Annotated in this window: 16 protein-coding genes and 1 pseudogene; 9 read left to right on the top strand and 8 right to left on the bottom strand. The window is 62.7% G+C overall.

Annotated elements, in window-relative coordinates; genetic code table 11:
* The first annotated feature begins 3 nt into the window (after positions 1-3).
* Positions 4-1,968 carry a DUF262 domain-containing protein gene (locus CJ179_RS45545; RefSeq protein WP_095865813.1) on the top strand — a complete coding sequence of 655 codons (1,965 nt, stop codon included), beginning with the start codon at positions 4-6 and terminating at the stop codon, positions 1,966-1,968.
* 149 nt (positions 1,969-2,117) lie between these two features.
* Here CJ179_RS45545 and CJ179_RS45540 read toward each other — a convergent pair whose 3' ends face one another.
* On the bottom strand, positions 2,118-2,693 hold the full coding sequence (locus tag CJ179_RS45540; RefSeq protein WP_095865812.1) for a TerD family protein: 576 nt from the start codon (positions 2,691-2,693) through the stop codon (positions 2,118-2,120).
* Positions 2,694-3,913: 1,220 nt separating this feature from the next.
* Between CJ179_RS45540 and CJ179_RS53490 the strand changes: the two genes are divergently transcribed.
* From CJ179_RS53490 to CJ179_RS45505, 7 genes and pseudogenes are all read left to right on the top strand, one after another.
* Positions 3,914-4,645 carry a hypothetical protein gene (locus CJ179_RS53490; protein ID WP_257016189.1) on the top strand — a complete coding sequence of 244 codons (732 nt, stop codon included), beginning with the start codon at positions 3,914-3,916 and terminating at the stop codon, positions 4,643-4,645.
* Between the two features lie 184 nt (positions 4,646-4,829).
* A pseudogene (locus CJ179_RS53865) lies at positions 4,830-10,090 on the top strand (AAA domain-containing protein).
* On the top strand, positions 10,087-11,799 hold the full coding sequence (locus CJ179_RS45525; protein WP_257016187.1) for a DEAD/DEAH box helicase family protein: 1,713 nt from the start codon (positions 10,087-10,089) through the stop codon (positions 11,797-11,799). Before CJ179_RS53865 ends, CJ179_RS45525 begins: the two are co-directional and overlap by 4 nt.
* Positions 11,800-11,873: 74 nt before the next feature.
* A complete protein-coding gene (locus CJ179_RS45520) occupies positions 11,874-12,737 on the top strand; it encodes a ParA family protein (protein ID WP_095865810.1) in 864 nt (287 codons plus the stop codon).
* Positions 12,728-13,225 (top strand): hypothetical protein, encoded by a 498-nt coding sequence (locus tag CJ179_RS45515; RefSeq protein WP_011594616.1) that lies wholly within the window; start codon positions 12,728-12,730, stop codon positions 13,223-13,225. Before CJ179_RS45520 ends, CJ179_RS45515 begins: the two co-directional genes overlap by 10 nt.
* Before the next feature lie 3 nt (positions 13,226-13,228).
* Positions 13,229-14,791, top strand: coding sequence for a sigma-70 family RNA polymerase sigma factor (locus CJ179_RS45510; protein ID WP_218834924.1), 1,563 nt, complete (start codon positions 13,229-13,231; stop codon positions 14,789-14,791).
* A 23-nt stretch (positions 14,792-14,814) separates the two neighbouring features.
* Positions 14,815-15,765, top strand: a complete 951-nt coding sequence (locus CJ179_RS45505; RefSeq protein ID WP_257016186.1) for an HNH endonuclease — start codon at positions 14,815-14,817, stop codon at positions 15,763-15,765.
* A gap of 145 nt (positions 15,766-15,910) precedes the next feature.
* On the opposite strand, the gene CJ179_RS51885 is transcribed toward CJ179_RS45505, so the two are convergent.
* From CJ179_RS51885 to CJ179_RS53855, 5 genes are all read right to left on the bottom strand, one after another.
* Positions 15,911-16,474 carry an HNH endonuclease gene (locus CJ179_RS51885; protein ID WP_179377895.1) on the bottom strand — a complete coding sequence of 188 codons (564 nt, stop codon included), beginning with the start codon at positions 16,472-16,474 and terminating at the stop codon, positions 15,911-15,913.
* A 402-nt stretch (positions 16,475-16,876) separates the two neighbouring features.
* Entirely contained in the window at positions 16,877-18,754 is a 1,878-nt protein-coding gene (locus CJ179_RS45495; RefSeq protein ID WP_373560193.1) for a DNA/RNA helicase domain-containing protein, read from the bottom strand.
* 489 nt (positions 18,755-19,243) lie between these two features.
* Positions 19,244-19,603 (bottom strand): nucleotide pyrophosphohydrolase, encoded by a 360-nt coding sequence (locus CJ179_RS45490; protein WP_095865807.1) that lies wholly within the window; start codon positions 19,601-19,603, stop codon positions 19,244-19,246.
* 502 nt (positions 19,604-20,105) lie between these two features.
* On the bottom strand, positions 20,106-20,726 hold the full coding sequence (locus CJ179_RS53860; protein ID WP_306454275.1) for an HNH endonuclease: 621 nt from the start codon (positions 20,724-20,726) through the stop codon (positions 20,106-20,108).
* A 225-nt stretch (positions 20,727-20,951) separates the two neighbouring features.
* Positions 20,952-21,146, bottom strand: coding sequence for a hypothetical protein (locus CJ179_RS53855; RefSeq protein ID WP_306454274.1), 195 nt, complete (start codon positions 21,144-21,146; stop codon positions 20,952-20,954).
* 242 nt (positions 21,147-21,388) lie between these two features.
* Between CJ179_RS53855 and CJ179_RS45480 the strand changes: the two genes are divergently transcribed.
* Positions 21,389-21,775 carry a TM2 domain-containing protein gene (locus CJ179_RS45480; protein WP_095865806.1) on the top strand — a complete coding sequence of 129 codons (387 nt, stop codon included), beginning with the start codon at positions 21,389-21,391 and terminating at the stop codon, positions 21,773-21,775.
* A 19-nt stretch (positions 21,776-21,794) separates the two neighbouring features.
* On the opposite strand, the gene ribB is transcribed toward CJ179_RS45480, so the two are convergent.
* Both ribB and CJ179_RS45470 read right to left on the bottom strand, forming a co-directional pair.
* Entirely contained in the window at positions 21,795-23,015 is a 1,221-nt protein-coding gene (ribB, locus tag CJ179_RS45475) for a 3,4-dihydroxy-2-butanone-4-phosphate synthase (RefSeq protein WP_095865805.1), read from the bottom strand.
* Positions 23,012-23,542 carry a flavin reductase family protein gene (locus CJ179_RS45470; protein ID WP_095865804.1) on the bottom strand — a complete coding sequence of 177 codons (531 nt, stop codon included), beginning with the start codon at positions 23,540-23,542 and terminating at the stop codon, positions 23,012-23,014. Before CJ179_RS45470 ends, ribB begins: the two co-directional genes overlap by 4 nt.
* Between the last annotated feature and the right edge of the window lie 49 nt (positions 23,543-23,591).

The raw sequence follows: 23,591 nt of genomic DNA, 5'->3' as shown, positions 1-23,591 counted from the left end.
ACCGTGGCGAAAGCTATGTTCAAGACCAATCCCATCCTCCTTGGGGAGCTGCTGACGGACTGTGAAAAGGGGAAGCTGCAGTTGCCTGACTTTCAGCGAAGCTGGGTCTGGGACGAGGAGCGGATTCGCAGTCTCATCGCCTCGGTGTCCAGGGCCTTCCCAGTCGGTGCCCTGATGACCTTGGAGACGGGCGGGGGTGTCGAGTTCAAGCCGAGGCCCGTAGAGGGGGCGCCCGGTGTAGCGGCAGAGCAGACGCCGTCGGCACTCCTCCTCGATGGCCAGCAGCGCATGACGTCGCTGTACCAAGTGACACTGCGCAAGCAGGTGGTCGAGACCGTGACACCCAAGAAGCGGCAGGTGAAGCGCTGGTTCTACATCGACATCGAGAAGGCTCTCGACCCGTTGGTCGATAGGGAGGATGCGATCTTCGGCGTTCCGGAAGACCGTGTCATCAGGAGCGATTTTGGACGCAAGACGGAGCTCGACCTTTCGACCAGGATAGGCGAGTTCGAGAGTTTGATGTTCCCGGTGTCGATGGTGTTCGACTTCCCTGAGTGGCAGAAGGAGTTCATCAACTACTTCGTGAAGGAAGAACCGGACAACCTGCAGGAGAAGTGGGCGCTGCTGACCGCGTTCCAGGAGCAGATAGTTGACAACTTCACCGGCTACCACGTCCCGGTGATCGCCCTCGACAAGGACACGTCGAAGGAAGCCGTCTGCGTCGTATTCGAGAAGGTGAACACCGGCGGTAAGGCGCTCGACGCATTTGAACTGATCACCGCCATGTACGCCGCAGAGGGTTACGAACTTCGCAAGGACTGGTTCGGTGAAGGGACGACCGTAGGCCGGCAGGCACGCTTGGCGCGGACGCACCGCCTCGCGGACGCGAAATCGGGAATTCTTGCGGAAGTGTCAAACACCGACTTCTTGCATGTCATCTCGCTTTTTCATACTCGTGAAAAGCGCCGAGATGCCGCTGCTGTGGGGAAGACTGGCAAGGAGCTGCCGCAGGTGATCGGTAATCGTCAGGCGCTTCTCAATTTGCCGCTCTCTGCGTACGTGAAGTACCAAGACCAGGTCGAACAGGGATTCGTCGCGGCCGCGAAGTTCCTTCATCGGCTCCACATCTATCGCATCTTCGACCTTCCGTACCAGACCCAGATAATCCCCCTCGCGGCGATTTTGGCGGACATCGGCGATGACGTCGACCATGTCACAAATCACGCGAAGCTTGTCAATTGGTATTGGAACGGCGTGTTTGGCGAGCTGTACGGCTCCACGACGGAGAACCGAATTGCCAAGGACTTTATTGAGGTTCCTGAGTGGATGCGCGGAGGTCCGGAGCCGACTACAGTGCTCGATGCATCGTTCCGCGCGGAGCGACTGAAGACGATGAGGATGCGCTTGTCTGCGGCGTACAAGGGAGTGAATGCGCTGCTGATGTTGAAGGGCGCGAAGGACTTCCGATCAGGTCAGGAGTTCGACCACACGGTGTTCTTCGGCGAGAACGTGGACATCCACCACATTTTCCCAAAGAAGTGGTGTGAAACGAACGGGATCCAGCGTTCCGTGTATGACTCGATCATCAACAAGACCCCGCTGTCTTTCAGGACCAACAGAATCATCGGCGGCGAGGCTCCATCGCATTACCTGGCAGGTCTCGAACGAGGCAAGGGGAACGCGCCGGTCATCGCCGCGGGGACTCTGGATGGGTATCTCTCGAGCCACCTGATCAATCCGAACCTGCTTCGGTCAGACGAATTCGAAGCGTTCATGGCTGATCGGAAGAGGCAGCTTGTGTCCCTCATCGAGGAAGCGACGGGTAAGTCGATACCTGTCGATGACGTAGTCAGTGACGATATTTCACGCGCTGACCTCGACGCCGAATTTGAAGCCGAGTTCGGGCCGGACGACGACGAGGCGCTTAGCAATGGCGAAGAGGCCCGGCTGACTTTGTCTACCAGCTGAGCGATATTGCCTGGTTGGCAAAAGATGGTTCGAATCGCATCGAACCGAATGTGCTCGGGCCATAACGCCCCAGCGAGTCAGGTGCCAAGTTGTTTCACCTTCTCGCTGGGGCCGTTCGGGCGTGATGAACCCGGCGCTCTACGGAGTTGTCAGATGTTGACGCCGTAGTCGCGTGCGATGCCGGCGAGTCCGGAGGCGTAGCCCTGACCGATGGCTCGGAACTTCCATTCGCCGTTGTGGCGGTAGACCTCGCCGAAGAGCATCGCGGTTTCGCTGGACGCGTCTTCGGTGAGATCGTAGCGAGCGAGTTCTATTCCTGTGGTGCTGTCGACGACGCGGATGAAGGCGTTGGTGACCTGCCCGAAGGACTGGCCGCGGGTGTCGGCGTCGTGGATGGAGACCGGGAAGAAGATGTTTGTGACGTTCGGCGGAACGGCGGACAGGTCGACGTTGATCGATTCGTCATCGCCATCTCCCTCGCCGGTGAGGTTGTCGCCAGTGTGCTCGATCGAACCGTCGGGGGAGCGGAGGTTGTTGTAGAACACGAAGTGAAGGTCGGAGAGCACCTTGCGGTCCTGGCCGGTGGCTAGGGCGCTTGCGTCGAGGTCGAAGGGTGCGCCGGTGGTGCTACGCGCATCCCACCCGAGTCCCACAGACACCGTTGTCAGGTCCGGTGCCGCCTTCGACAGGGAAACATTGCCGCCTTTGGCCAGGGTGACGCCCATAGTGGATCCTTTCGAGACTGCGGACGACGACCAGATCGGCGTCCCCGTGTTCGCTGTTCGACCTCACAATAGCCAGAGCATCCGACCATGTCGTCGAAGTGGACTACCCAGAGGTTGGCGGTGTCTTGTGCGACGCGCTCGATCCGAACGTCGGAGTCATACGTGTCTATGACCGCAGAGACTCGCAGAGAACTATGAACAGACCGTAACGCACTACGCCACCGGGCCGACTACCCAGTGAGCATCCCGGCATACGCCTGAGTGGGAGGGAGACGCGGTGGAGCGGTACGACGGCATCAATGGCCAGATCCTTATCGACCACCCGTATGTGTGGATTACCCGCGAGGAGTTAGCCGCGGAGGCAAACTTTCCGTTTCCCACCCATCCGCGGCGAGCGTTGCTATCCGCTGTGCAGCGGTGCCGCTTCGTTCCAGGGTCGGAGGACGGGCCCGGATTCGTCCACACACGTGCAGGGTGCTAAAGCTCCCGACGACGGAGTCGTCAGCCACCCCGACGTCGTACTGTGCGACGCTTCGGCCACACCCGCCATTCTCGAGCTCACCAGAAGCCTGGCTCAATACTGCGAGGTAGTGGTTCACACGGAGGAGCCACCGCAGGAGTCGGCTGACAAGTTCCTGTCTGCGCTCGATGCGCTTGAAGGGCTGGCGTCGGTCGACGAGATCATCATGAAGGCCGGCCTGCTCGACGAGTCCCAGCTGCACGGGGAGGCGTTCAGCCGACTCGCTGACGAGCTGGACACACCCGACGACGATGCACGAATGACGTGGGGCTGGGTGTGCGACGGCTGGTTCGTAGCAGGCGGCCACATCTCGGTGCCCGAGGAAGATCGCGAATTGGGACTCCGCGAACTCGCACGGCTGGCCTCGACTCTCGGAAGAGACACAGGCACCAAACAGCTGGCCGCTGCAGTCGCGGGCACGCCGTTAGCTGCCCTGTCTACGATGCGCCTGGCGCAGCTCTGGGAGATCGTTGCTCCAGAAGTGCCGGAGACGCCACCACCCGGTGTGAAGGCATCACCACTGGCGAGCCCGAAGCCGCTTGTCACGCCCGTGCAGTCACGGGCCCCGGGAGCCGCGCCGCCCCGAAGCGTGAAACCGGCGCCGAGGCCGGTCTCGAAGGCGACACCGGCGCCGACTGCTCCCGCGCCCCCAGCGGTGAAGGATCCTGTCGGATCAGCCGCGGTCGGACGTCGATGGCGGGTGTACCTCGACTGCGCGGGATTTCGCACGCTCGCAGTGTGCGACGCGGCGTCAGGAGAAACCAACATCACCAAGGGCGAGCTGAAGGGGCGCCGCTTTCCGGATCCGTCGTCGGCCGCGGCCGCGGTGATCAATCGGCACGATCCCGGCGAGGCAGGCGACCCTGATGGTTGGGAGCTGTGGATTCTCCACGACAGGTCGGGCCGTCCACTCGGCTCGAAGCGTCAGGGTGAGATGCCGGCCGAGTGCGCACCGGTCGGACACGTCCATACTGCCTTTCCGGGTGTTCAGCAATCAGGCCCATCGAAGCAGGCCGGCACCGCGGACTTGGGCATCGACTGGTTCCTGAAGGCCGTCCGCGCGAAGGGCGCGCATGGCGAACGCGTGACGACGTCAAGACGTACAGCTGTGCGGATCATTCGCCCGGGTGCTTCGCCCCTGATCGTCAGAGTCAAGACGCGCACCGCGGGCACCTGGCAGGCGCAGAAGAGCGACGAAAGCCTGGCGAACGACGACACCGGCGCGGACTTCTGGGCATTCGTCGATCTGTCGGCCTCGTCCAAGTCGATCTACATTCTCGCCGCGAAAGACGTAGCAGACGGCATCAGGCGAGCGACCGATGCATGGGTGGCACGCGATCCTCGTCGCGAGCGGAAAGGGCATCACGCGATCGAACTCGATCGGGTGGCTCACGGAAGGAATCGCTGGGATCTTCTAGGACTTCCACGGTAGGACTCGTGTCATTCACGTAGCGGATACCGCGGATGGAATTGAGGACTCCGTCGCGCGCGTGTCTTACCTGGTCATTACCCTGTTACACGGTACGGGTGCGCAGTAGGCGCACAGGCACGAAGGGGGCGATTCGGTGGAGGTTCGGGAAGACGACCCCCAGCTCAAAGATCGGGTTCAGCGGCTCATGCAGTTCCTGCAGGAACTGGTCAAAGCGAGGACCAAGCCGGTCCGAAACCTCCGCCTCCACGACGACATCATCTGGCTGAACGAGAGCCGCCTGTCGGTGTCAGTGGATTTCGAAGTTACCGCGGGTGAAGTAGTCATTCGGTCGCGGCGGGTCGCGTTGGAAGAGCCGCCCGAGGTGCCTCGAAACCTTCGTGAATGGATCCAGGGTGATCCCACAGACTCGCGTGCCTCGTTGGCAATTGCGCCCAACGCACCGGCCGTCGAGGGCGAATTCACACGGTGGCTGTCCGAGTGGCGAATGTGGGCTCAGCTCGACCAGGAGCGACGGCCGTACTGGGAGCTCTACCAGGCACTGCAGCACGCCTTGCAGGAAATGGTGTCGCGCCCCGAGTCCGTCGAGCTGGTATTGGCGTCCGGGTTGCTGGAGCTGTCGGCAAAGGTTGCCGGCGAGGACATTCGCACGCACATCGTTACGCAGCCGGTCACCGTGGAACGCGACGAAACCACCGGCGACCTACTGGTACGACTCAACGCGGACACTGCGCCCAGGCTCGAGGACACCCAGCTGCTCACCGGTCTCGACGTGTTCGACGTATCGGGATCACGGGCTCTCCAGGAGCGGCTGCACGAATCAGCGTCTCCCGTCGACGCGAACATTCTCGTTTTCCTCAAGGAATGGGCCACGCGTGCGCTCACCACCAACGTAGAGGTCGAAGAGAGCGGGACAGACTCGCCCTCCGGTCGCCTTCTCACGCCGTCGCCGGCGCTGGTATTGCGGAAGCGAGGGGCGTTCGCGCTCGTCGAGTACTACGAGACGATGATCGCTGCTGCAGAACGCGACGACAGCACGGTTCCTCTCGGGCTTGCACAGCTCGTGACGGCCATCGAGCCGGACGGGCGAGTCGCGTGGCTCGAGCGGACAGGGTCCGCGCCGTCGGCCGCTCTCGCTGAAGACCCGCTGTTTCCGTTGCCCGCCAACCGCGAGCAGAGCGAGATCATCGAACGGCTCGCAGACGACAGCGGCGTCGTGGTGGAAGGTCCCCCGGAACCGGCAAGACGCACACCATTGCCAACCTCGTCTCGGCCTTGCTGGCGAACGGGCAGCGCGTGCTCGTCACGAGTGAGAAGTCGCAGGCGCTGCGGGTGCTGCGGGACAAGTTGCCGGAGGAGATGCAAGAACTGTGTGTCTCCATCACGGATGTCGGACGCGGTGGCTCCGACGAGCTCAACAAAAGCGTTGCCGAAATCGCCACCCGAAAAGCTTCGTTCAGCAAAGGCGATGCCGATTCCCGGATCGCGGATCTCACCGACAGACGTCGGCAGGCGCTGAGTCGCCGCGCGAAGATCACCGAAGACATCCGCGCCCTGCGCGAATCCGAAACGTTCCAGCATCCGGAAATTGCACCGGGGTACTCGGGCACTGCGGCAGCAATCGTTCGTGAGGTCACCAACCGGGCGGAGCTCTTCGACTGGCTCCCAGGTCCAGTCAATGCTGACGCGCCCCCGCTCACCGCTGAACAGTTCCGAACCCTGATCACGCTGACCCTACGATCCAACCCGACCCGCGCTGGGCGGCTCGACCAGTACCTGCCGACTGTCGACCACCTCCTTCCGTCGATGCCCGAGCTGCAGCAGCTGTGCACGCGTGCATCCATCCGGCCCGCGGATATCAATCCGGGGGCCGCTCATGTTCTTCAGTTGCTCGGCGGAGCTCCGGCGCCGACGTTGATGGATGTGCAACGCCGGTGCGAGCGCCTGCAGGCCCGTGTTGCCGAGGTTCGTGCATTGGAGCCGGCGTTCCAGAACGCTGCCGAGGGTGTGCTGTCGGGTCACACGTCACATCTGTGGTCGAGGACCGCAGAGGTGCCAGCCTTGCTCGACATGGCCAAGCGCAGCGACGCCTTCGTCGGCTCGCGTCGCGTCGAAACTCAGGTCGCCGGGCGCCGTGTTTTGAATGCCTACGGCGCGTTGGCCGTCGCAATGGAAAAGGGCGTGGAGTGGCGAACCCGTTTTCGCAAGAGCGACGAACAGAAGGCTGTCGAGGAGCTGGGCGCACTGGCGACAGTGGACGGCGAGGACGCCGCCACCGCAGAATCGGCGCGCGTAGTCACTGAACACCTTCGTGCACTCGACTGCGTGCAGAGTGCCGCAACACTCCTCGGGGATCTCGGCATCGTCGTCCACGTCAACGGTTCACGCACAGTGCAGATCAATGAACTGCACCGGACGGTCGTGCAGATCAGGCACGTCGATGCGCTAGTCGCCGAGGCAAACGGTCTGGTGGAGGTATTGTTCGGCATCAGCCCTGCCGCGCCTCGGATCCGAAGCGTCTCGGATGCGCAAGCACTCGCGGCCGCGGCCGGCGCCGTCGCGGCGACTCATGACGCGGACGATGCCCGCAGCCGAATGAGTCAACTCAGTGCCGAGGTGTCGGCGGTGTGTGGTGGAGCACCAGCCCCCGAGTGCGTCGATTTGATCGAGGGGCTTGGCTCGGCAGACTTCGACGAAATCACCCGAGCGCTCTCCGATCTTGCGACGGCTCGGCAGCAACAAGAAGAAGAGCGCTACTTGAACACCCTGCGCGGGCAGGTCGAGGGCAGCGCTCCTGGACTGGCGACGCTGATCGCTGAAACCGCGGATGACGAGAGATGGTCGACGCGCCTCGACAACCTCGACCAGGCGTGGGCTTGGCGTCGCGCTCACACCTGGGTGCAGCGCCAGCACGAGGTGGGCCGAGACAAGCGGCAGGAATTGGACCTCGCGACGGCCGAAGCTGATATCGCCCAGCTGACGGCGCGGCTGGCGGCGGAACGCGCCTGGTTGGGTTGTCTTCAACGGATGACGGCAACCGAAGTGCAGGCCCTGCAGGCATACCGCGGGCATGTGTCGGCGATCGGCAAGGGCACCGGCAAGTATGCCGAGACCTATCGCGCTTCGGCTCGTGAAGCGATGCAAATCGCGCAGCGTGCGGTGCCCGCATGGGTGATGCCGCTCCAGCAGGTACTCGCGTCGATTCCGCCGGAACCTAACACCTTCGACGTCGTGATCGTCGATGAAGCCAGCCAGGCCGACATCAGCAGTCTGTTCCTGCTGTGGCTTGCACCGCGAGTGATCGTTGTCGGCGACGACAAGCAGTGCGCTCCCAGCGAGGTATCGTCCGGCGCGCTGGAGGGAATCTTCGACCGCCTCGACATGTATCTGCACGACGTGCCGGGCTACCTCCGCAACAGCTTCACCCCCCGCGACAGCCTGTTCTCCCTGCTAAGGACCAGGTTTGGTCAGGTGATCCGGCTACGCGAGCATTTCCGCTGTATGCCCGAGATCATCAACTGGTCCAGCAACCAGTTCTACCGCGACGCGCCGCTGGTGCCTGTACGCCAGTTCGGCGCAGACCGGTTGTCCCCGCTGCGCACCACCTATGTGGAGGGCGGTGTCGTTACCGGGAGAAACGCCACACTGTCGAACAGGCCCGAAGCACTCGCCATCGTCGATGCCATCGAGGAATGCCTGTCCGACAATGCATACGACGGCAAGACCTTCGGTGTCGTGGTGCTCCAGGGGCAGTCGCAGGTGGACGTCATCCAAAACGAGCTTCTCAAGCGCCTGGACATCGACGTGTGGGACGAGCGGCGGCTCCGTATCGGAACACCACCCGACTTCCAGGGCGACGAGCGGCACGTCATCTTCCTGTCGATGGTGGTCGCACCCGAACAGCAAATATCGGCGATGACGAAAAACGACTACCAACGCCGCTACAACGTGGCTGCCTCACGTGCGCAGGACCAGCTGTGGCTGTTCCATTCGAGGACGGCAGATTCGTTGCGCTCGACCGACCTACGGCATTCGTTGCTCACCTACATGCAGTCGACCTCGCCGGCACCGGCAAATCCGATGCCGGAGGGGGTAACGCGAGACGAGCGCCACCGAGACTTCGACAGCCTCTTCGAACAGCGCATCTACCTCGACCTCGTGGCACGCGGATATCACGTGAACCCACAGGTGGAGGTGAACAATCGCCGCATCGATCTGGTGGTCACCGGTGCAGCAGGTCGGCTAGCGGTCGAGTGCGACGGCGACGCCTTCCACACATCACCGGAACAGGTGCGCGGCGACATGGAGCGCGAACGAGAACTCCAGCGTTGCGGTTGGGAGTTCTGGAGGATCCGCGAGTCGGAGTACTACTTGGATCCCGTCGGTTCGCTGAGCGGGCTGTGGGCTCAGCTCGACAAGCGCGGAATCTCGCCCGGGTCCGTCTCCACAGCGGAGTCGGTCTCGACCTCGACGTGGACGCCACCGGTACTGCCCGACGACGAGTCACTCGCCGAGGACGTGGCTGAGGCGGAGCTAGCGAACGTGCTCCCCTCAGAGTTACTGCCCGTCCCATTGCCAGCTGAGCCGACGGTGGACGTCGATCTGGTTGAGCGGGTACTGCACCTGGCCGAGCCGGCGGTCGCGACGCCGGAACCGGCAGAAATAAAGCCTCCGGCACCGATAGCCGCCGAGGTCGAGACGTCAGTACCCGAGGTAGTTTCTGACCCCTCTCCAGCGGTTTCTGCTTCGGCATGGGAAGTGATGCCCGAAAGCGCTATTCCGCGACCTGACGACTACCTCTTCACTCGACTACTCGCGGCAGCGAAGTCCGGTCCGGTGTCGACCGCCGAGCTCACTGAGCTGTGGCGACTCGACCGTGCGCAGATCTGGTCGGCGCTCCGAAAGCTGGCGCACAAGAACCTCATGGACAAGGTGGGGCGTAAGCCGGACATCCGCTACGCACTCGCTGAACCTCTGGAGACGGAATCTGACACACCCGTCGCACCTTCCCGTTCGCGTCCCGAGCCCGGTCCCCAGGAGTTCTCCCCGCGGCTGCTGCGCACTCTCATCGTCGCCGAGGTGAAGAAGCGACCGGTGACTCGGACCGATTTACACCGACGACTGCCGGCTGACGACGTGTTGATGCGGGAGACACTGGACGCGTTGGTGTCCGAGGAAACACTCGCCATCGCCCAAGGGAAGTATGTCCTTTCCGAGGACCGCATGGCGCCCGACACGGTGGGGGCGAGCCTGCCTTCTGCGAAACGTGCTTCTGCAAAGAGTGTGCTCACCGCCGCCGCATGGACGAGCCCGGTGACGATGGAACGCGGCTCTCGCATCACTCGGCTCCCGGACGGCGAGCTCTCGGCCGTCCTCGCCGAGCTGGAGCGGGAAGGCTTGCTGCGTAAGCGTGCCGGTGCCGACGGTCCGGAATGGGCCAGGCCGTGACGGCATTCACGGTTGCCGCCGAACGCCTCGAGCTGCGCGCGTGGCAACAGGAAGCGCTCGATGCGTGGAATGCAGCGGGTCGCCGTGCGGTGGTCGAAGCGGTGACCGGCACGGGTAAGACCACGCTCGGTATCGTCGCCGCCGCAGAGGCGCTGTCTCGCGGATTGTCGGTGCTGGTGGTGGTTCCCGGCATAGACCTCCTCGACCAGTGGCATCGGGCAATTCGGGAGGCGTTGCCGGGTCGTCGTGTCGGTCGTCGTGGTGCCGGGTCGTCGGATAGTTTTGCGAACAGCGACATCCTCGTGAGCACTGTGCAATCCGCGATCCAGCACAATGCGCCCACGCCGACTCGTCCGGCATTGTTGGTCGCGGACGAGGTGCACCGGTACGGCGCCCTGACTTTCTCACGTCTACTCACCGATGAGTTCACCGAACGGCTGGGCCTCACCGCCACATTCGAGCGCACCGATGACGGCGTCGAACAACATCTTCTGCCGTACTTCGAGGCTGTCATCTCGGGATGCGACTACGACCGAGGACACCGCGATGGCATTCTCGCTCCGGTCCGGGTGATGTTGGTTGCCGTACCGTTCTCGGAGGCGGAACAGGGCGCCTACTCCGAGCTCGACGAAACGGCGAAGCGTGAGCGCGGCAACCTGATCCACAAGTACGGCTGCACGGGGGAACCCTTCGGCGAATTCATGCGTGAGGTACAGCAACTCAGCGAAGGCGGCGCTGATCGCGCCACGTGGGCTGCCCGGAATTACCTCCGTGCGTTCTCGCAGCGACGTGCACTGCTCGCGGCAGCAACCGGAAAACTCGAGACGGTTCGAGAGCTCGGGGGAGTGCTGGCACAGACCGGACGCAGCATCCTGTTCTCCGAGACCAAGGAATCGTCGCGTGCGGCTGCGGAGGTGCTTCTCGAGGAAGGCGTGCTCGCGGCGCCGTATACGAGTGACCTGTCCCGAACCGACCGCACCACGCTACTGGGTGCGTTCAAGAGCGGGGCGATGAAGGCCTTGGTCGCCCCGAAGGTGTTGGACGAAGGTGTCGACGTTCCGGAAGCTGATGTGGGCGTCATCCTCGCCAGCAGCAAGAGTCGGCGGCAGATGATCCAGCGGATGGGTCGCATCATTCGTCCGAAGCAGGACGGCAGACACGCGTCCTTCCTCGTACTGTTCGCCAAGGGGAGTGCGGAGGACCCGGAATTGGGTGCTCACGGCACATTTCTCGAACAGCTGACGGGTATCGCGTGCGAGCTGATCACCGTCGACGCGGAACAGGCTGCGGAAGTTCTTCGTGATTGGCTCGGTGGGGTCGAGTCGTTCGACGGGTTGTGTGTGGATTCGTCCGACGCCGTTTATCGGGAAACCGCTGAGCGACTGGTGGGGGAGGCAGACTCTGTGGAGTCCGCGGCGGTCACTCTCGGTTCTGCCGGCTCTGAGCTGCGGGCTGTCCTGAGCCGAGTCGCGGAGAACCCGCGTGCCGACGACCTCGATATCGTGTTGACAGGATTGTCGGTGCTCGAACCGGACCAAGTTGGTGTCGTGATCTTGCGGTTCGGGCTAGGTGGTCACCGGCCGATGAGTCTGCCGGAGGTAGCCGCGACGCTCGCACTGACGGCGGTCGACGTCGGCCGGATGGAGTCCACCGCAATGAGTCGGCTCGAGAAGCCCGACATTGCCAACGTGCTGGCGAACCTGCTGTAGCCGCGGTGCCAGTCCGTGTCGGATCCACACGCTAGTTTGTGCATTGTTGAAAGTTGCAGCAGGAAAGGGCCGTCATGACGCACGTGGTCGCGACCATCAACCTCAAGGGTGGGGTGGGGAAGACTACGACCACGGCTGCCCTCGGTGAGATGCTGTCCGGCGAGTTCGGGCAACGGGTACTGCTCATCGACCTCGACCCTCAGACCAACCTCACGATGATGATGATTGGGGAGAGTCACTGGGGCGAGCTCGACTCGCAGAGCCTCACCTTGGCGGCATTGTTCGAGGGGGCGATGTCAGCTGGCGGCAGCGCCTTCGAGTTCGACGTATCGAGCATCATCCAGCGCTCCGTGTCGCCGTTGCGCAAGGTGCGGACGGTGGATCTCCTTCCGTCCTCGCTGAAAATGATTGGTCTGCAGGAGAGGATCGCGGGAGCAGGGTTCGTGTCGGATGATTCGACGGGCATCCTCTTGCGCGCCCTGAAGCCCGTCATCGATCAGTACGACTACGTGCTGATCGACTGCCCACCGAACCTCGAGACCATCACGCTCAACGGATTACGTTGCGCGGATGCGTACATAATTCCCACCATCCCCGATGTGATGTCGACATACGGGATCGGTCCGGTTCAGGAACGGATCGCGCAATTTGGCGAGCGCTGGGGACGGCCAATCGTCGAACTGGGTGTAGTGATCACCAAGTACCGGAAGGCGTCGCCGGTCCACCGAAACACGGTTGATGACCTGAACCGGAGAAGGGACATCACGATGGTGTTTCCATCCCTGATCCCGGAGGCGAATCAGATTGCGGCGGCTGCAGAGTATGCGGACTTCGGCACTCTCCGACAGAAGTACGGAGCGGAAGGTCAGTTCACCGCACTACGGGATCTGGCACAGGATTTCATGGCTACGGCAAAGGTGAGGTTGGGATGGGCGTAGGAGAGACACGCGGGAGAGACCTGACGGTCGACGAGCTGCGACTGCGGCGGGTCACCTCCGATGCGGAGACGTCGTTGGTGACGCTCGGCAAGGCCCATCCTGAGGTCGCGGTGGCCCTGGCTCGAATGGTCCAGGCGGTCGCGGACGAAGCAGCTCGTACGCCGCGCTTCGCGAAGGCGTTGGGTGAGGCACTCACCGCCGGTGGCATTCAAGCGCCTCCTGCCTCACCCAAGCCTGCCGCCGCGCGTAACACGACCACGCGTTCCAAGGGTGTCCTCGATCCGTTCTCGGTGTTCGAGGTATCGGGTGAAGCGGGCCTGCGGGCACGATTGAAGACGCTGAACGCGGAGCAGTTGAAGGACATCGTCACCGAGCACTCGATGAACTATGACAAAGCCGCGATGCGTTGGAAGACTCCGCCGCGCTTGATCGATCGGATAGTGGAGCGGGTGCAGGCCCGCGCCACCAAGGGCGATGTGCTGCGGTAATTCATGATCACAGTCGATCGGTACGACGGCTTCGACGGGCAGGTACTTCTGCATGGCGGGTACGTCTGGATAACACGGGAAGATCTCGCGCCGTCAGTGGCGTTGGCATTTGCCACTGCGCCGCGGCGATTGCCGATTTCGGAGATCGGTGAAGTACGGCTCACGGGGGGAACAACTTCCGAGTTTGGAATTGTCCACATCATCGAGCGGGGTTTCGACCTCGACGTGTGGTCGGACAGGCGAGGCAAGATTGGTCATCCCGACGCCGTGCGTTACTACGCCGGCTCGAATGACGCGTTCGAGCAGCTGGCTCGTTCGCTCAGGGCGCTCGACGTCACCGTCGTCGTTCGGGCTTCCCCTGTCGAGCGCGTGGTCGAAGGGCTCGATGGAGTCCCTGTCGAGCCTGTGTATCGTCCTCCAATGCCGCAGGCACCCAAGCCCGCGGCACATTCGCAAACAGGGCTGCAGCAGAAGGGCGCTGCGGAGCAAGAGGGTGCGCTGCAACTCACGCGATCGTCGAAGCAGGCAGCTCCGCGTCCAAAACCGGGTGTCGTCGACAATGCGAGCAACAGCAAGACTGCCCTTCCTCCCGAATTGGACGATAGCGATCCAGGTGCAGAGGCGGCCACTGATGTCGACGAGTATGAGACTGTCGATTCGATTCGCGCGTATTTGAAGTCGATCAAGAAGCGCTCCCTACTCGTGTCGGGAGACGAATCCGAGCTCGCGCAGCGGATCGAGGCCGGGCTCTATGCGGCTTATCTCCTGGAGGAGGCCGAGGACGCCGGCGAAAAGTTGTCCGACCAGCGACACCGCGACCTGCATCGGATGTGTCGTGACGGACAGCGTGCAAAGAGGCGGTTCCTCGAGGCGAACTTGCGGTTGGTCGTATCGATCGCTCGTCGGTACCAGGGCAGGGGACTCGATCTTCTCGATCTCGTTCAAGAAGGCAACCTGGGATTGATCAGGGCCGTCGAGAAGTTCGACTACAAGACCGGATTCAAGTTCTCGACCTACGCGACGTGGTGGATTCGGCAGGCGATCACTCGTGCCTTGGCTGACCAGTCCAGGGTCATTCGAATTCCGGTGCACATGGTCGAGCAGATCGACCAGCTGGGCAAGGAGCGTACGCGCCTGACGAAGGAGACCGGGCGGGAGCCGACGCCGAGCGAGCTCGCGACTGCGCTGGACACCACAATTGAACACATCGGTGATCTGGAAAAGTACAACCAACGGGTGCTGAGTCTTGATGTGCTCACCGACAATGCAGAACACGACGGGCTCGATTTCGAGGACGACCTGGCCGTCGTTGCAGAAGAAGTCGCTGATCGTAGACGTTTCTACGAAATGCTGGAGTCGGTGCTTTCGCCGCTGTCCGAGCGGGACGCCCAGGTCATCCGGCTCCGGTACGGGCTGACCGGATCGGATCCGCACACCCTCGATGAAATCGGAAAAGTCTATGGTGTTACGCGAGAGCGAATCCGGCAGATAGAGTCCAAGTTGCTGAAAGCAATGAAAGAGGAGCCAGCCGCAGACATCCTGCGACCCTTCTACGACTCAATGTGAATAGCGGCAGGAAGGCTGAGTACGTGGAGGAGCAGTTGATGGTGGATATTTCTCAGGGTGTCAACGTCGCATCGGATTTTGATACACGTCTACGTAGTGAGGCGATGAGATTTCTGGCAGTCCGCACAAATGACGGTCTCGATTCGATCAGTAGACAGGAACTGCTCGACTTCTCTATCGACGGCGAGATGTTCCGTTTGATGGATCCCACTCGCGGAATTCGAAAGCCGCGTCAGCTCGCCTCCGCATTGTCGATCAGCACCACCTACCGTCGTGTTGGTGAAGAACGACCGTACGAGGATACCGTCGGTGCAGATGGTCTCCTTCGCTACAAGTGGTCGGGGAAGGATCCCGAGAACATGGACAACCGGGGTCTTCGTGCCGCTATGGAGCTGAAGGTTCCGCTCATCTGGTTCTATGGCGTGGGTCCGAGTCGTTTTCAGCCGATCTACCCAGTATTCATTGTCGCTGAAGAAGCTGAACAGCATCAATTCGTTGTGGCAACGGAAGTCGCGCGTGATCTGCACCGGACCGAGTCGCCTCTGGAGGAGCATCTCCGTCGATACATCGTGGCGGAGACAAAGCGGCGATTGCATCAGCCCGTCTTCCGGTCCACTGTGATGCGCGCGTATGACACCCGTTGCGCGGTTTGCGCGCTCGGACATAGCCAACTTCTGGACGCGGCGCACATCGTGCCAGACTCTGACGATGGGGGCATCGCTTCCGTTCGAAATGGGCTAGCGATGTGCAAGATTCACCATGCGGCATTCGACGCGCATATTCTGGGTATCCGACCTGACCTTGTGGTCGAAATTCGACAAGACCTGCTCATCGAGATCGACGGACCGATGCTCGAATATGGCTTGAAGGAACGGCACGGTCAGAAGCTGATGGTAGTTCCGCCGGTCCGGGCTGAGCGACCCGATCGGGAACTACTTGAGGCAAGCTATGAAAAGTTTCGGTCAGCGGGGTAGTCACTGAATCAGCGGCACAAACTGCTCGGATGTAGGCTCCTGCGTCCGATGTTGTCGGCGGGCTCATTGAAACGAAAGAGGTTGCTGTCTGGTTCGAGAGATCCAGGAAGCATTCGTGTCTACGGCCACGCTGGATACGTAGGGGCTACTGGTTTTGCGAAAAGTTCGCCCAATCGCAGCTCTGCCAATGGCGGCGCAGAGCTTCGCGATCCGGGTGGTGGTTGGGGTTAGAGGGCAGTCTCAAAGGCTTGCCCTCGTGACTTCCATACTCCGTGTGAATAAGGCCAGGTTCGACTCTTACGCGCAAATCCTGGTCGACGGTCATGCGTTGGAGGTCGAACAGCGTGTGAATATCGGCGCGAAGTAACAGGCCGTTGACCACGTGATTTGTGTGGACACCGTAGTAGCGGTCGATGTGTGCCGCCTCCAATACGGCGAGGACCGTTGATCCAGTAACTGCACAGGTGCTGTCGTATGAATTGATCAAAGAGCTGCGAAATTGGCCCTGCCCTTGACGTACTGCGATGTCTCTCTGTGCACGTTTGCGAAGATCGTCACCGGGCGCATAGGCAGTGAGTCCGTCCGGAAAGGCCTGATCGAATGAGGGCTCATTCACAAACAGTGCGCGTAAGTATGCTCGTCCTATAGCGTCTTTCACCTCGATGCGACCATTGCTCGCTGGGACGGTGATTCCGGTAGCCGCGGCCATCTCTTTCCACGGTGGCTGTCGCACCGGTGCGGAGCTCTGAACCTCCAACTTGAAGCGCCACCGGTATCCTCCGGTGGCCACATCGTGCCAGTGCGCAGGCGGATGGGACGAGTTCAACTCAAACGTTGCAGACGTTGCTCGGGCCCATCCGATGAGACCCGTGCCGGCCATCCAAAAGAAGACATCGTCAGCCGGTTCGATCCTGGTGCGTGGCCGTGTATCCCAAAATCCGTCCTTCCGCGCCAAGTCCCAGTGATCGGGATAGTTCTTTGATTGACCAGTACCCATGTAGCCAACGCTCGTGCGCCTATCCGGTATCGCACCGGGTGGAGGCATATCCTGAAGTGGAAGCCTGTCGGGCCGTGCTCGTGTTCGCAGTGATTGATTCGGTAGTGCTGTGACTCAGTTGGTTTCGCTTACGAAAGCGTGGAGAGCGTCTCGTGTCCCCTCGTCTGTTGAGTAGATGACCGTGCCCACCATCCCGCGAGTGAGGAGCACCTTGTAGACGTTGCGTACCAGTTTGTTGAATCGCACATCGTCGACCCTTTTCGTGTTCCGCATGTCGGGGTCGCGATTCGCGGAGCGAACAGTTTTGAACTGGCCGTCGCGCCACACGAGATCGGGTCCGAGGATGACGCCATTCCAGTCGTACTCGAATCCCTGCGCGGTGTAGACGCAACCGACCTGGTCGAAACCACCGTCCGCGGTAGCCCACAACGGTGCTGGTGGTGCGTCTCCGACGTGTCTGTCGCTCTTACTGTTCCAGGGCCGTGACCAATTGCCGATCTGGACATCGGCGGGTAGTGAACCGTCCTTGTTTGCGTCACTCCACGGCCAGCAATAGCCGGCTGTCATTCGGGAGGTGTAGCCGCGCTCCTGCTGCTGTGAGAGGAGATGTTCCAGTTCCTGCGGTGTATCGGCGACGCGAACCGCGAACTGCGGATCGCCTCTCCACAGGTAGGGTCCACCCTCGACAAGCCCGAGGAGGCGCTTGACCCACAACACGTACTCCTCACTGCCACCGCAACGGAATTGTTCGCCGAGGTGGACGTGCTGCGTCTCGAGGCCGATCGTCTTGGCGTGAAGCTGGATCTGTTCGAGTGAACCCATTTCGCCGGGACGAACCACCTGATGTTCATCCAGGAGGAATACCGGTACGCGAGCGGCGGCGATCAGCTCGTCGATCTGGGGGCGGTCGGTTCGCAGCTCCGCCTTGGTGTACCGGTCAACGGACGTTTCACGGATGCGGTGGGCCTCGTCGAGCACAAGCACGTCGAGCCCGTTGCGGTCTGCGGTCATGAACTGGTTGAAGTACTTGAACATCTTCTGCACTCGAGGGGCGCGTGCGCCGGCCACCTTGCGGAGAGTCTGCGTGAATGATCGGGACCCGGTTGCGTGCAGGACCGTTCGGCCTCGTCGAGCGAGCTCACCGACGAGGGACAGCGCGATCACACTCTTGCCGCTTCCCGGCCCTCCTGTGACCACGATGATGCGTTTTCCGTCGTTGGCCCGCGCCTGCTCGACGGAATGCAGGACCAGGTCGACCGCGAGCTGTTGCGCGCCTAGAAGATGGAACTGTGGTCGGTCGCGGACTTCGGCGGCCGCAACTTTGAGGAGCTGTTGGGAGGGAGCAACCGCGGAGCGGATCAGGGTGTCGCCCGCGGTGTGGCCCGTCGTGGCGGACAAACGCGTCTTGAGAAACGTGAGCATGTCGCCCCGGTCCGCTGCGGTGAAGAGCCGCGCGGTGGTGGTTGCAGGAAAGGCTCGCAAATCCGCAACCGCACCCGGATCTGTGGCGTTGTGGAGGTACGCGATTCCTGCGAGCGCGTCAGGCTGGTCGGCGAGGGTTTTTGCGAAGTCGGCGAGGTACTCACAGTAGGCCTTCACTTGCGCGACGGGGTGCAGCTTCGGCCCGCCAGGCATGCCTGGTACTTCGACGAGTTCCGCGCTGTTCTCGTAACGACAGGCTGTAGACCACTGTTTGAGTTCGACTACGACGTATGACGGCGCGCCTGTCTCCGGATGGGTGCCGGCCAGCACGACATCTGCTCGCTGCGATGTCAGCGGAAGGTGGTACTCGACAAGCATCTCCACGCCGCCCAGACCTGCGTCCGCCAAGTCGCGGGCCAAGACCGGAAGACTTCGGCTCCAGGACTTCTGCTCGGCTTCGCTGGCACGGTGGCCGGTCCTGAACAGCATCTGCTCCAGTAGCTGTTCAGCCAGGGACTCGGGATGAGCCATGCCGACAATTCGGTCGGCAGAGGTACGAAGCAAGGTCACAGTGGGGTCCCCCGGGCAGCACGAATCCAGTCGTGCGGGTGGGGGCATGTCCGTAGCTGCGAATCGCAGCGGAAGTCCGTCGGGCCGCAACACTCAGATTAGCCGAGTTGCATCGGCGGCTCGTGCAGCGGTGTGCCATGTCAGCCGAAGGACCCGCGAAGTCCCAGGAGTGGCTGCTTCCACCAATTGGCCGCCGACACGCCACGTTCGGACGAAAGTGTCCATCTCTGTCTCGGACGCGGCTCGCCGTTGACACAGACCCTGTGGTCAGGGGCGTTGGGACCGATACCGTAGGCGACTATCGGACACCGGGTGGCCTGCCTTCTGTGGGACGCTCGGCGGTGACCAGTTCGACAACACCATCGCTCGCGCCCGCACCTCCGACGTTGCTGGCAACTGCCAGGCGGCAGTAATTGGCGCCGCGGCCCGGACGTAGCCCTATGTCCGCGATTTCTCGCGGTCAGCAGGGCGCCAGCGCGAAGAGCGACATCAGCTTTTCCCTAGTTCTGTGTACTTCGTCGCACTGCCCCGTGACTCCTCTTCCGGGTACTTCTTGTCGTTCAGCTCGACCTTTTTCCTCACGACTTCGGCGAGGTCGATATCTAGGACCTCAGCCAGCCGCAGCAGGTAGATGAATACATCGGCGACCTCTTCCTCGACATGCGCACGCGTCTTCGCATCCTGACCGACTGCTGCGCTTTGCTCGGGAGTCAGCCACTGAAAGATCTCGGTGAGTTCGCCGACTTCGCCGCTGAGTGCCATCACAAGGTTCTTCGGGGTGTGGAATTGAGACCAGTCTCGGCGCTCGGAGAAGTTCGATACCAGTGACTGGAGATCTTCGATTCCCATGCTGAATTCTTATCACGCTCATCGGTTGAGCTCGACCGGGCACGACAGGTGGATCTGGGGGCAGGCCTCTCCAGGCGATCCCCGCGAGCGAGATGTGAAATCTCGGGAGCTTCGATCGACAAGCGCACGTCGGCGGCGGACACGCGCTGCGGGCGCAAGACAATCGGCGGACCCGAAAGGATGAGTGCTTTGCAGGGGCGAGGAGTGACGTCGACCCTGACTGTTGGTGACGGATGGTCCGCTTCACAACGTACCGTTGCGGAACACGTTCGATCGGTTCTGGCGTTCCGAACCACAGCCACACGAGTGACGTGGTCGCCGACCCGACGCGGTGTGGGGCGTCGAGCAGCAGTTGCGACCGGATCGTCAGCACCGGCGGAAACCTTTCGCCCGGGTCGTGACGTCCTGTTGGTCTTCAGGGCGGTCGCCGGCGTGGATGGCCGATCTAATGCGCCGCCGCATCCGCCTCCACGAAGGCTGCAGGCGTTCCGGCGGGGCCGGCTCAGGCCGTGTGCGGCTCGTAGTCGCGTACCCCGCGCCAGAGAATTGAGCCGACGGGCAAGGAGGCGAACAGCCCTTCGGCCGCGGATGACGTCCGTCGATACAGCAGCGGGAGCCGCGTTGTGCGTGCAATCTCGGTGAGGTGTCGTCGCTCGAGCGCTCGGTCGACATGGGCGCGAACCGGGATGCTCGCGGACTTGTCGAGGTTGCACCGGCTATCGGCCGCGACCAGGTTGGCGACACCGTCGATCGGGATCGTCGACCACGCCACCACGTGGTCGATATGGACATCGCCGGCCATCCGCCTGTTGCAGTAGAAGCAGCGGTCGTCCTGGAGGTCACGCAAGGGTTCCACCAGGGACCTCAACGCAGCGCGATCCGTGCCGAACAGGAAGCCGTCCAGGTCCTCCGTGTCGAGTTCAGCGCGGTTGAAGGCGACGACGTCGTGGGTCCATTCGGTGCGGATGAAGGCGCGAAGTAGTGCGGAGGTGCGGCGCAGGCCCTCCGGTATGCCGGGCCGCAGGGTGATTGTGCCGATGCGGTCGACGTCGCCCACTGTCATCTTCTTGTGGAAACCTGATGCGTCGAAGAGGAAGTCGTCACGAGTGCCCCGATCGTGCACGTGGGGGACCGTTTGAAGATGCGTGAGCGGTTGTTGCGCGACGGTAAGTCGCAGTGACCGGATGAGTCGTACGTAGTCTGGGTGCTCCGCTTCGCGTGCGGCCTCCGCGGTTCTCAAATTCTCGGCGGCCAGCTGGATACGAGCGTCGGCAATCCGGTCCGGTATCGATCGGCCGCTTTTGTTCTGAGACAATCGGCCACGATCGTTGAAGACGCGAACCTGAGGTCAGTAGTACGCCACGACTCGATGAGTGATCTCGTTGACCGGCACCGTGAGACTGCCGTCCGGGGCGGTCGTGTTCTCCACGCAGATATCGACCAGCGCGAGCAACGTCGCCAACTTGTAGGTCGATTCACGACGCCCGGACTCAAGAAGCTGCACTACGCGACTGGCGACGTCGACGGGGTCGAGTGGTGTCACGCGCGCCACGTTACGTCAGCGATCGGAGTGATTGGACGGCGGTCGACTTCCCCTCAGCTGATTCATGTGCTCGAGAGATACGGTCAGACAGCCGATACCGCGGTCGTGTCCACGGTGTTATCAAGTGAGCGGTGAACAAATTGCGATGAGTTCGGTCGCAATCGGGGGATGTCGTTCGCTCGGCTGAGCCCGTTCGCTTGCCCCACGTTCGGATCCGCACCCACCTCGTCGAAGGAATCTCCATGACTCAGCCCCAGCACCCGTACGGCGACCAGCCTCAGCAGCCGTATGGGCAGCAGCCCTCGGCGCATCCCGGTCAGAACTTCGGGCCGGGGTCGGGGATGCAACAGCCGGCGGCGTACGGCTACCACCCCGTCACGGGATTGCCGTACTCGCACAAGACGAAGCTTGCTGCCGGGCTGCTCAGTATCTTCTTCGGGTACTTCGGTGCCGGGCGCTTCTACGCCGGCCACACCGGGCTGGGGTTCGTGATGCTGATCGTGAACATCGTGCTCACGGTTGTGAGCCTGGGAATGTGGCTCTTCGTCGCGTGGATCTGGCCCGTCATCGACGGCATCGTCCTCCTAGCAGGCGAACCGAAGGACAAGAACGGACTTCCCCTGAGGTAGTCCGTTCCATCCCACGATCTCAGGGGGCGGCGGTCAGCGTCGCGCGGGTGAGGCTGTGACCCAGTCGATCTCGCTTGGTCGCGAGGTAGTGAATGTTGTGGTCGTTCGGTGCGATTTCGAGGGGTGTCGTGCCGGCGATCGTGATGCCGGCCGCGGTGAGGCCTGCCGCCTTGGCGGGATTGTTGCTGAGCAGATTGATGCGGTCGATGCGCTGGTCCCGCAGGATGGCGGCGGCGTCGGCGTAGTCACGGGCATCGATGGGCAGGCCGAGGTGCAGGTTCGCGTCGACGGTATCGAGGCCCAGTTGGTCCTGAAGCTGGTAGGCGGCGATCTTCGCTGCCAGTCCGATGCCGCGACCCTCGTGCCCGCGGAGGTGGAGAACGACGCCGGCGCCGGCGCCGGCGTCGGCGATCCTCTCCAGCGCGCCGGACAGTTGGTCACCGCAGTCGCAGCGCCGCGAGCCCAGAGTGTCGCCGGTGAGGCATTCGCTGTGGACGCGAGTCAGGACGGTGGTGCCCGTGGGGTCGCCGAAGACCATGGCGAGATGTTCGGTTCCGGCGGACGATCGGTACGCGATGGCGGTGAAGGTGCCGTGTTCGGTGGGAATTTCGGCGTCGGCGCAGCGTTCGATGCTCAGGGTGCGGCGTCGGTAGTCCACCAGCTGTTCGATGGTGACGACCGGGAGGTCCTCGCGGACCGCGAACGCGCGCACGGCGTCTCCGCGGAGCATGTCGCGTTTGTCCGCGGTGGTGACCTCGCAGATCAGCCCGACTGGGGAGAGGCCGGCAAGGGTGCAGAGGTCGACGGCGGCTTCGGTGTGGCCGGGCCGGACGAGGACTCCGCCGTTGCGGGCACGCAGCGGGAGGACGTGGCCGGGCCTGGTGAGGTCGGTGTCGACGGTCTCGCGGTCGGCGAGGAGGCGGATGGTGCGGGCCCGGTCGGCGGCGCTGATGCCGGTGGAGGTGCCGGTGGCGGCGTCGACGCTGACGGTGAACGCGGTGCCCAGCGGGTTCGTGGGATCCCCGACCATCAGGGGCAGACCGAGAGCGCGCGTTCGTTCGGCGGGCATCGCGACGCAGAAGAAGCCGGACGTGTGCCGCCGGAAGTAGGCGGCGTCCTGGGTGGTGACGAATTGTGCGGCCATCACGAGATCGGCTTCATTCTGGCGGTTTTCGTCGTCGAGGACGAGGACCGGTTTCCCGGCGCGCAGCTGCTCGAGGCACTGGTCGACGGTGTTCATGCCGGGCTCGCGGGGGTGAGATGGTGAAAGGTGGAGGTGTAGAACAGGAGCGGGTCGGGGGTGTCGGTGGCGCCGAGTTCGACGACGCGGCCGACGACGAGGTCGTGGTCGCCGACAGGTTGGACGAGGTCGATGTGGCAGTCGATCCAGGCGTGCGCGCCGGCGAGGCGGGGTGATCCGGTGGTGGCGGGGGTCCAGTCGATTCCGTGAAATTTGTCGGTGCCGCTGCGGGCGAAGGCGCGGCCGAGTTCGTGTTGGTCGGCGGCGAGGATGTTGGCGCAGAAGCGGCCGGAGGCGGCGACCTTGGGGAAGGTGGTGGAGCCCCGGCCGACGAAGAAGGCGACGAGGGCGGGGTCGAGGGAGACGGAGCTGAAGGAGCCGACGGTCAGTCCGATGGGGTTGCCGGTGTCGTCGAGTGCGGTGACGGCGACGACGCCGGTGCAGAACTTTCCGAGCACCGCGCGGTAGGTGTCCGCGATGTCTTCGGGGGTGGTGGCGGTGATGTGCGGTTCGGTGGTGGTTCGCATCGGTACCTACTTCAGGCTGTCGAAATGAATGGTGTGAGGGAGAGCTGCC

It is taken from the genome of Rhodococcus sp. ACS1 (assembly GCF_002300155.1).
Lineage (GTDB): Bacteria > Actinomycetota > Actinomycetes > Mycobacteriales > Mycobacteriaceae > Rhodococcus_F > Rhodococcus_F koreensis.
Note: the sequence above shows the minus strand (reverse complement) of the source record. Positions and strands in the feature narration are given on the sequence as shown.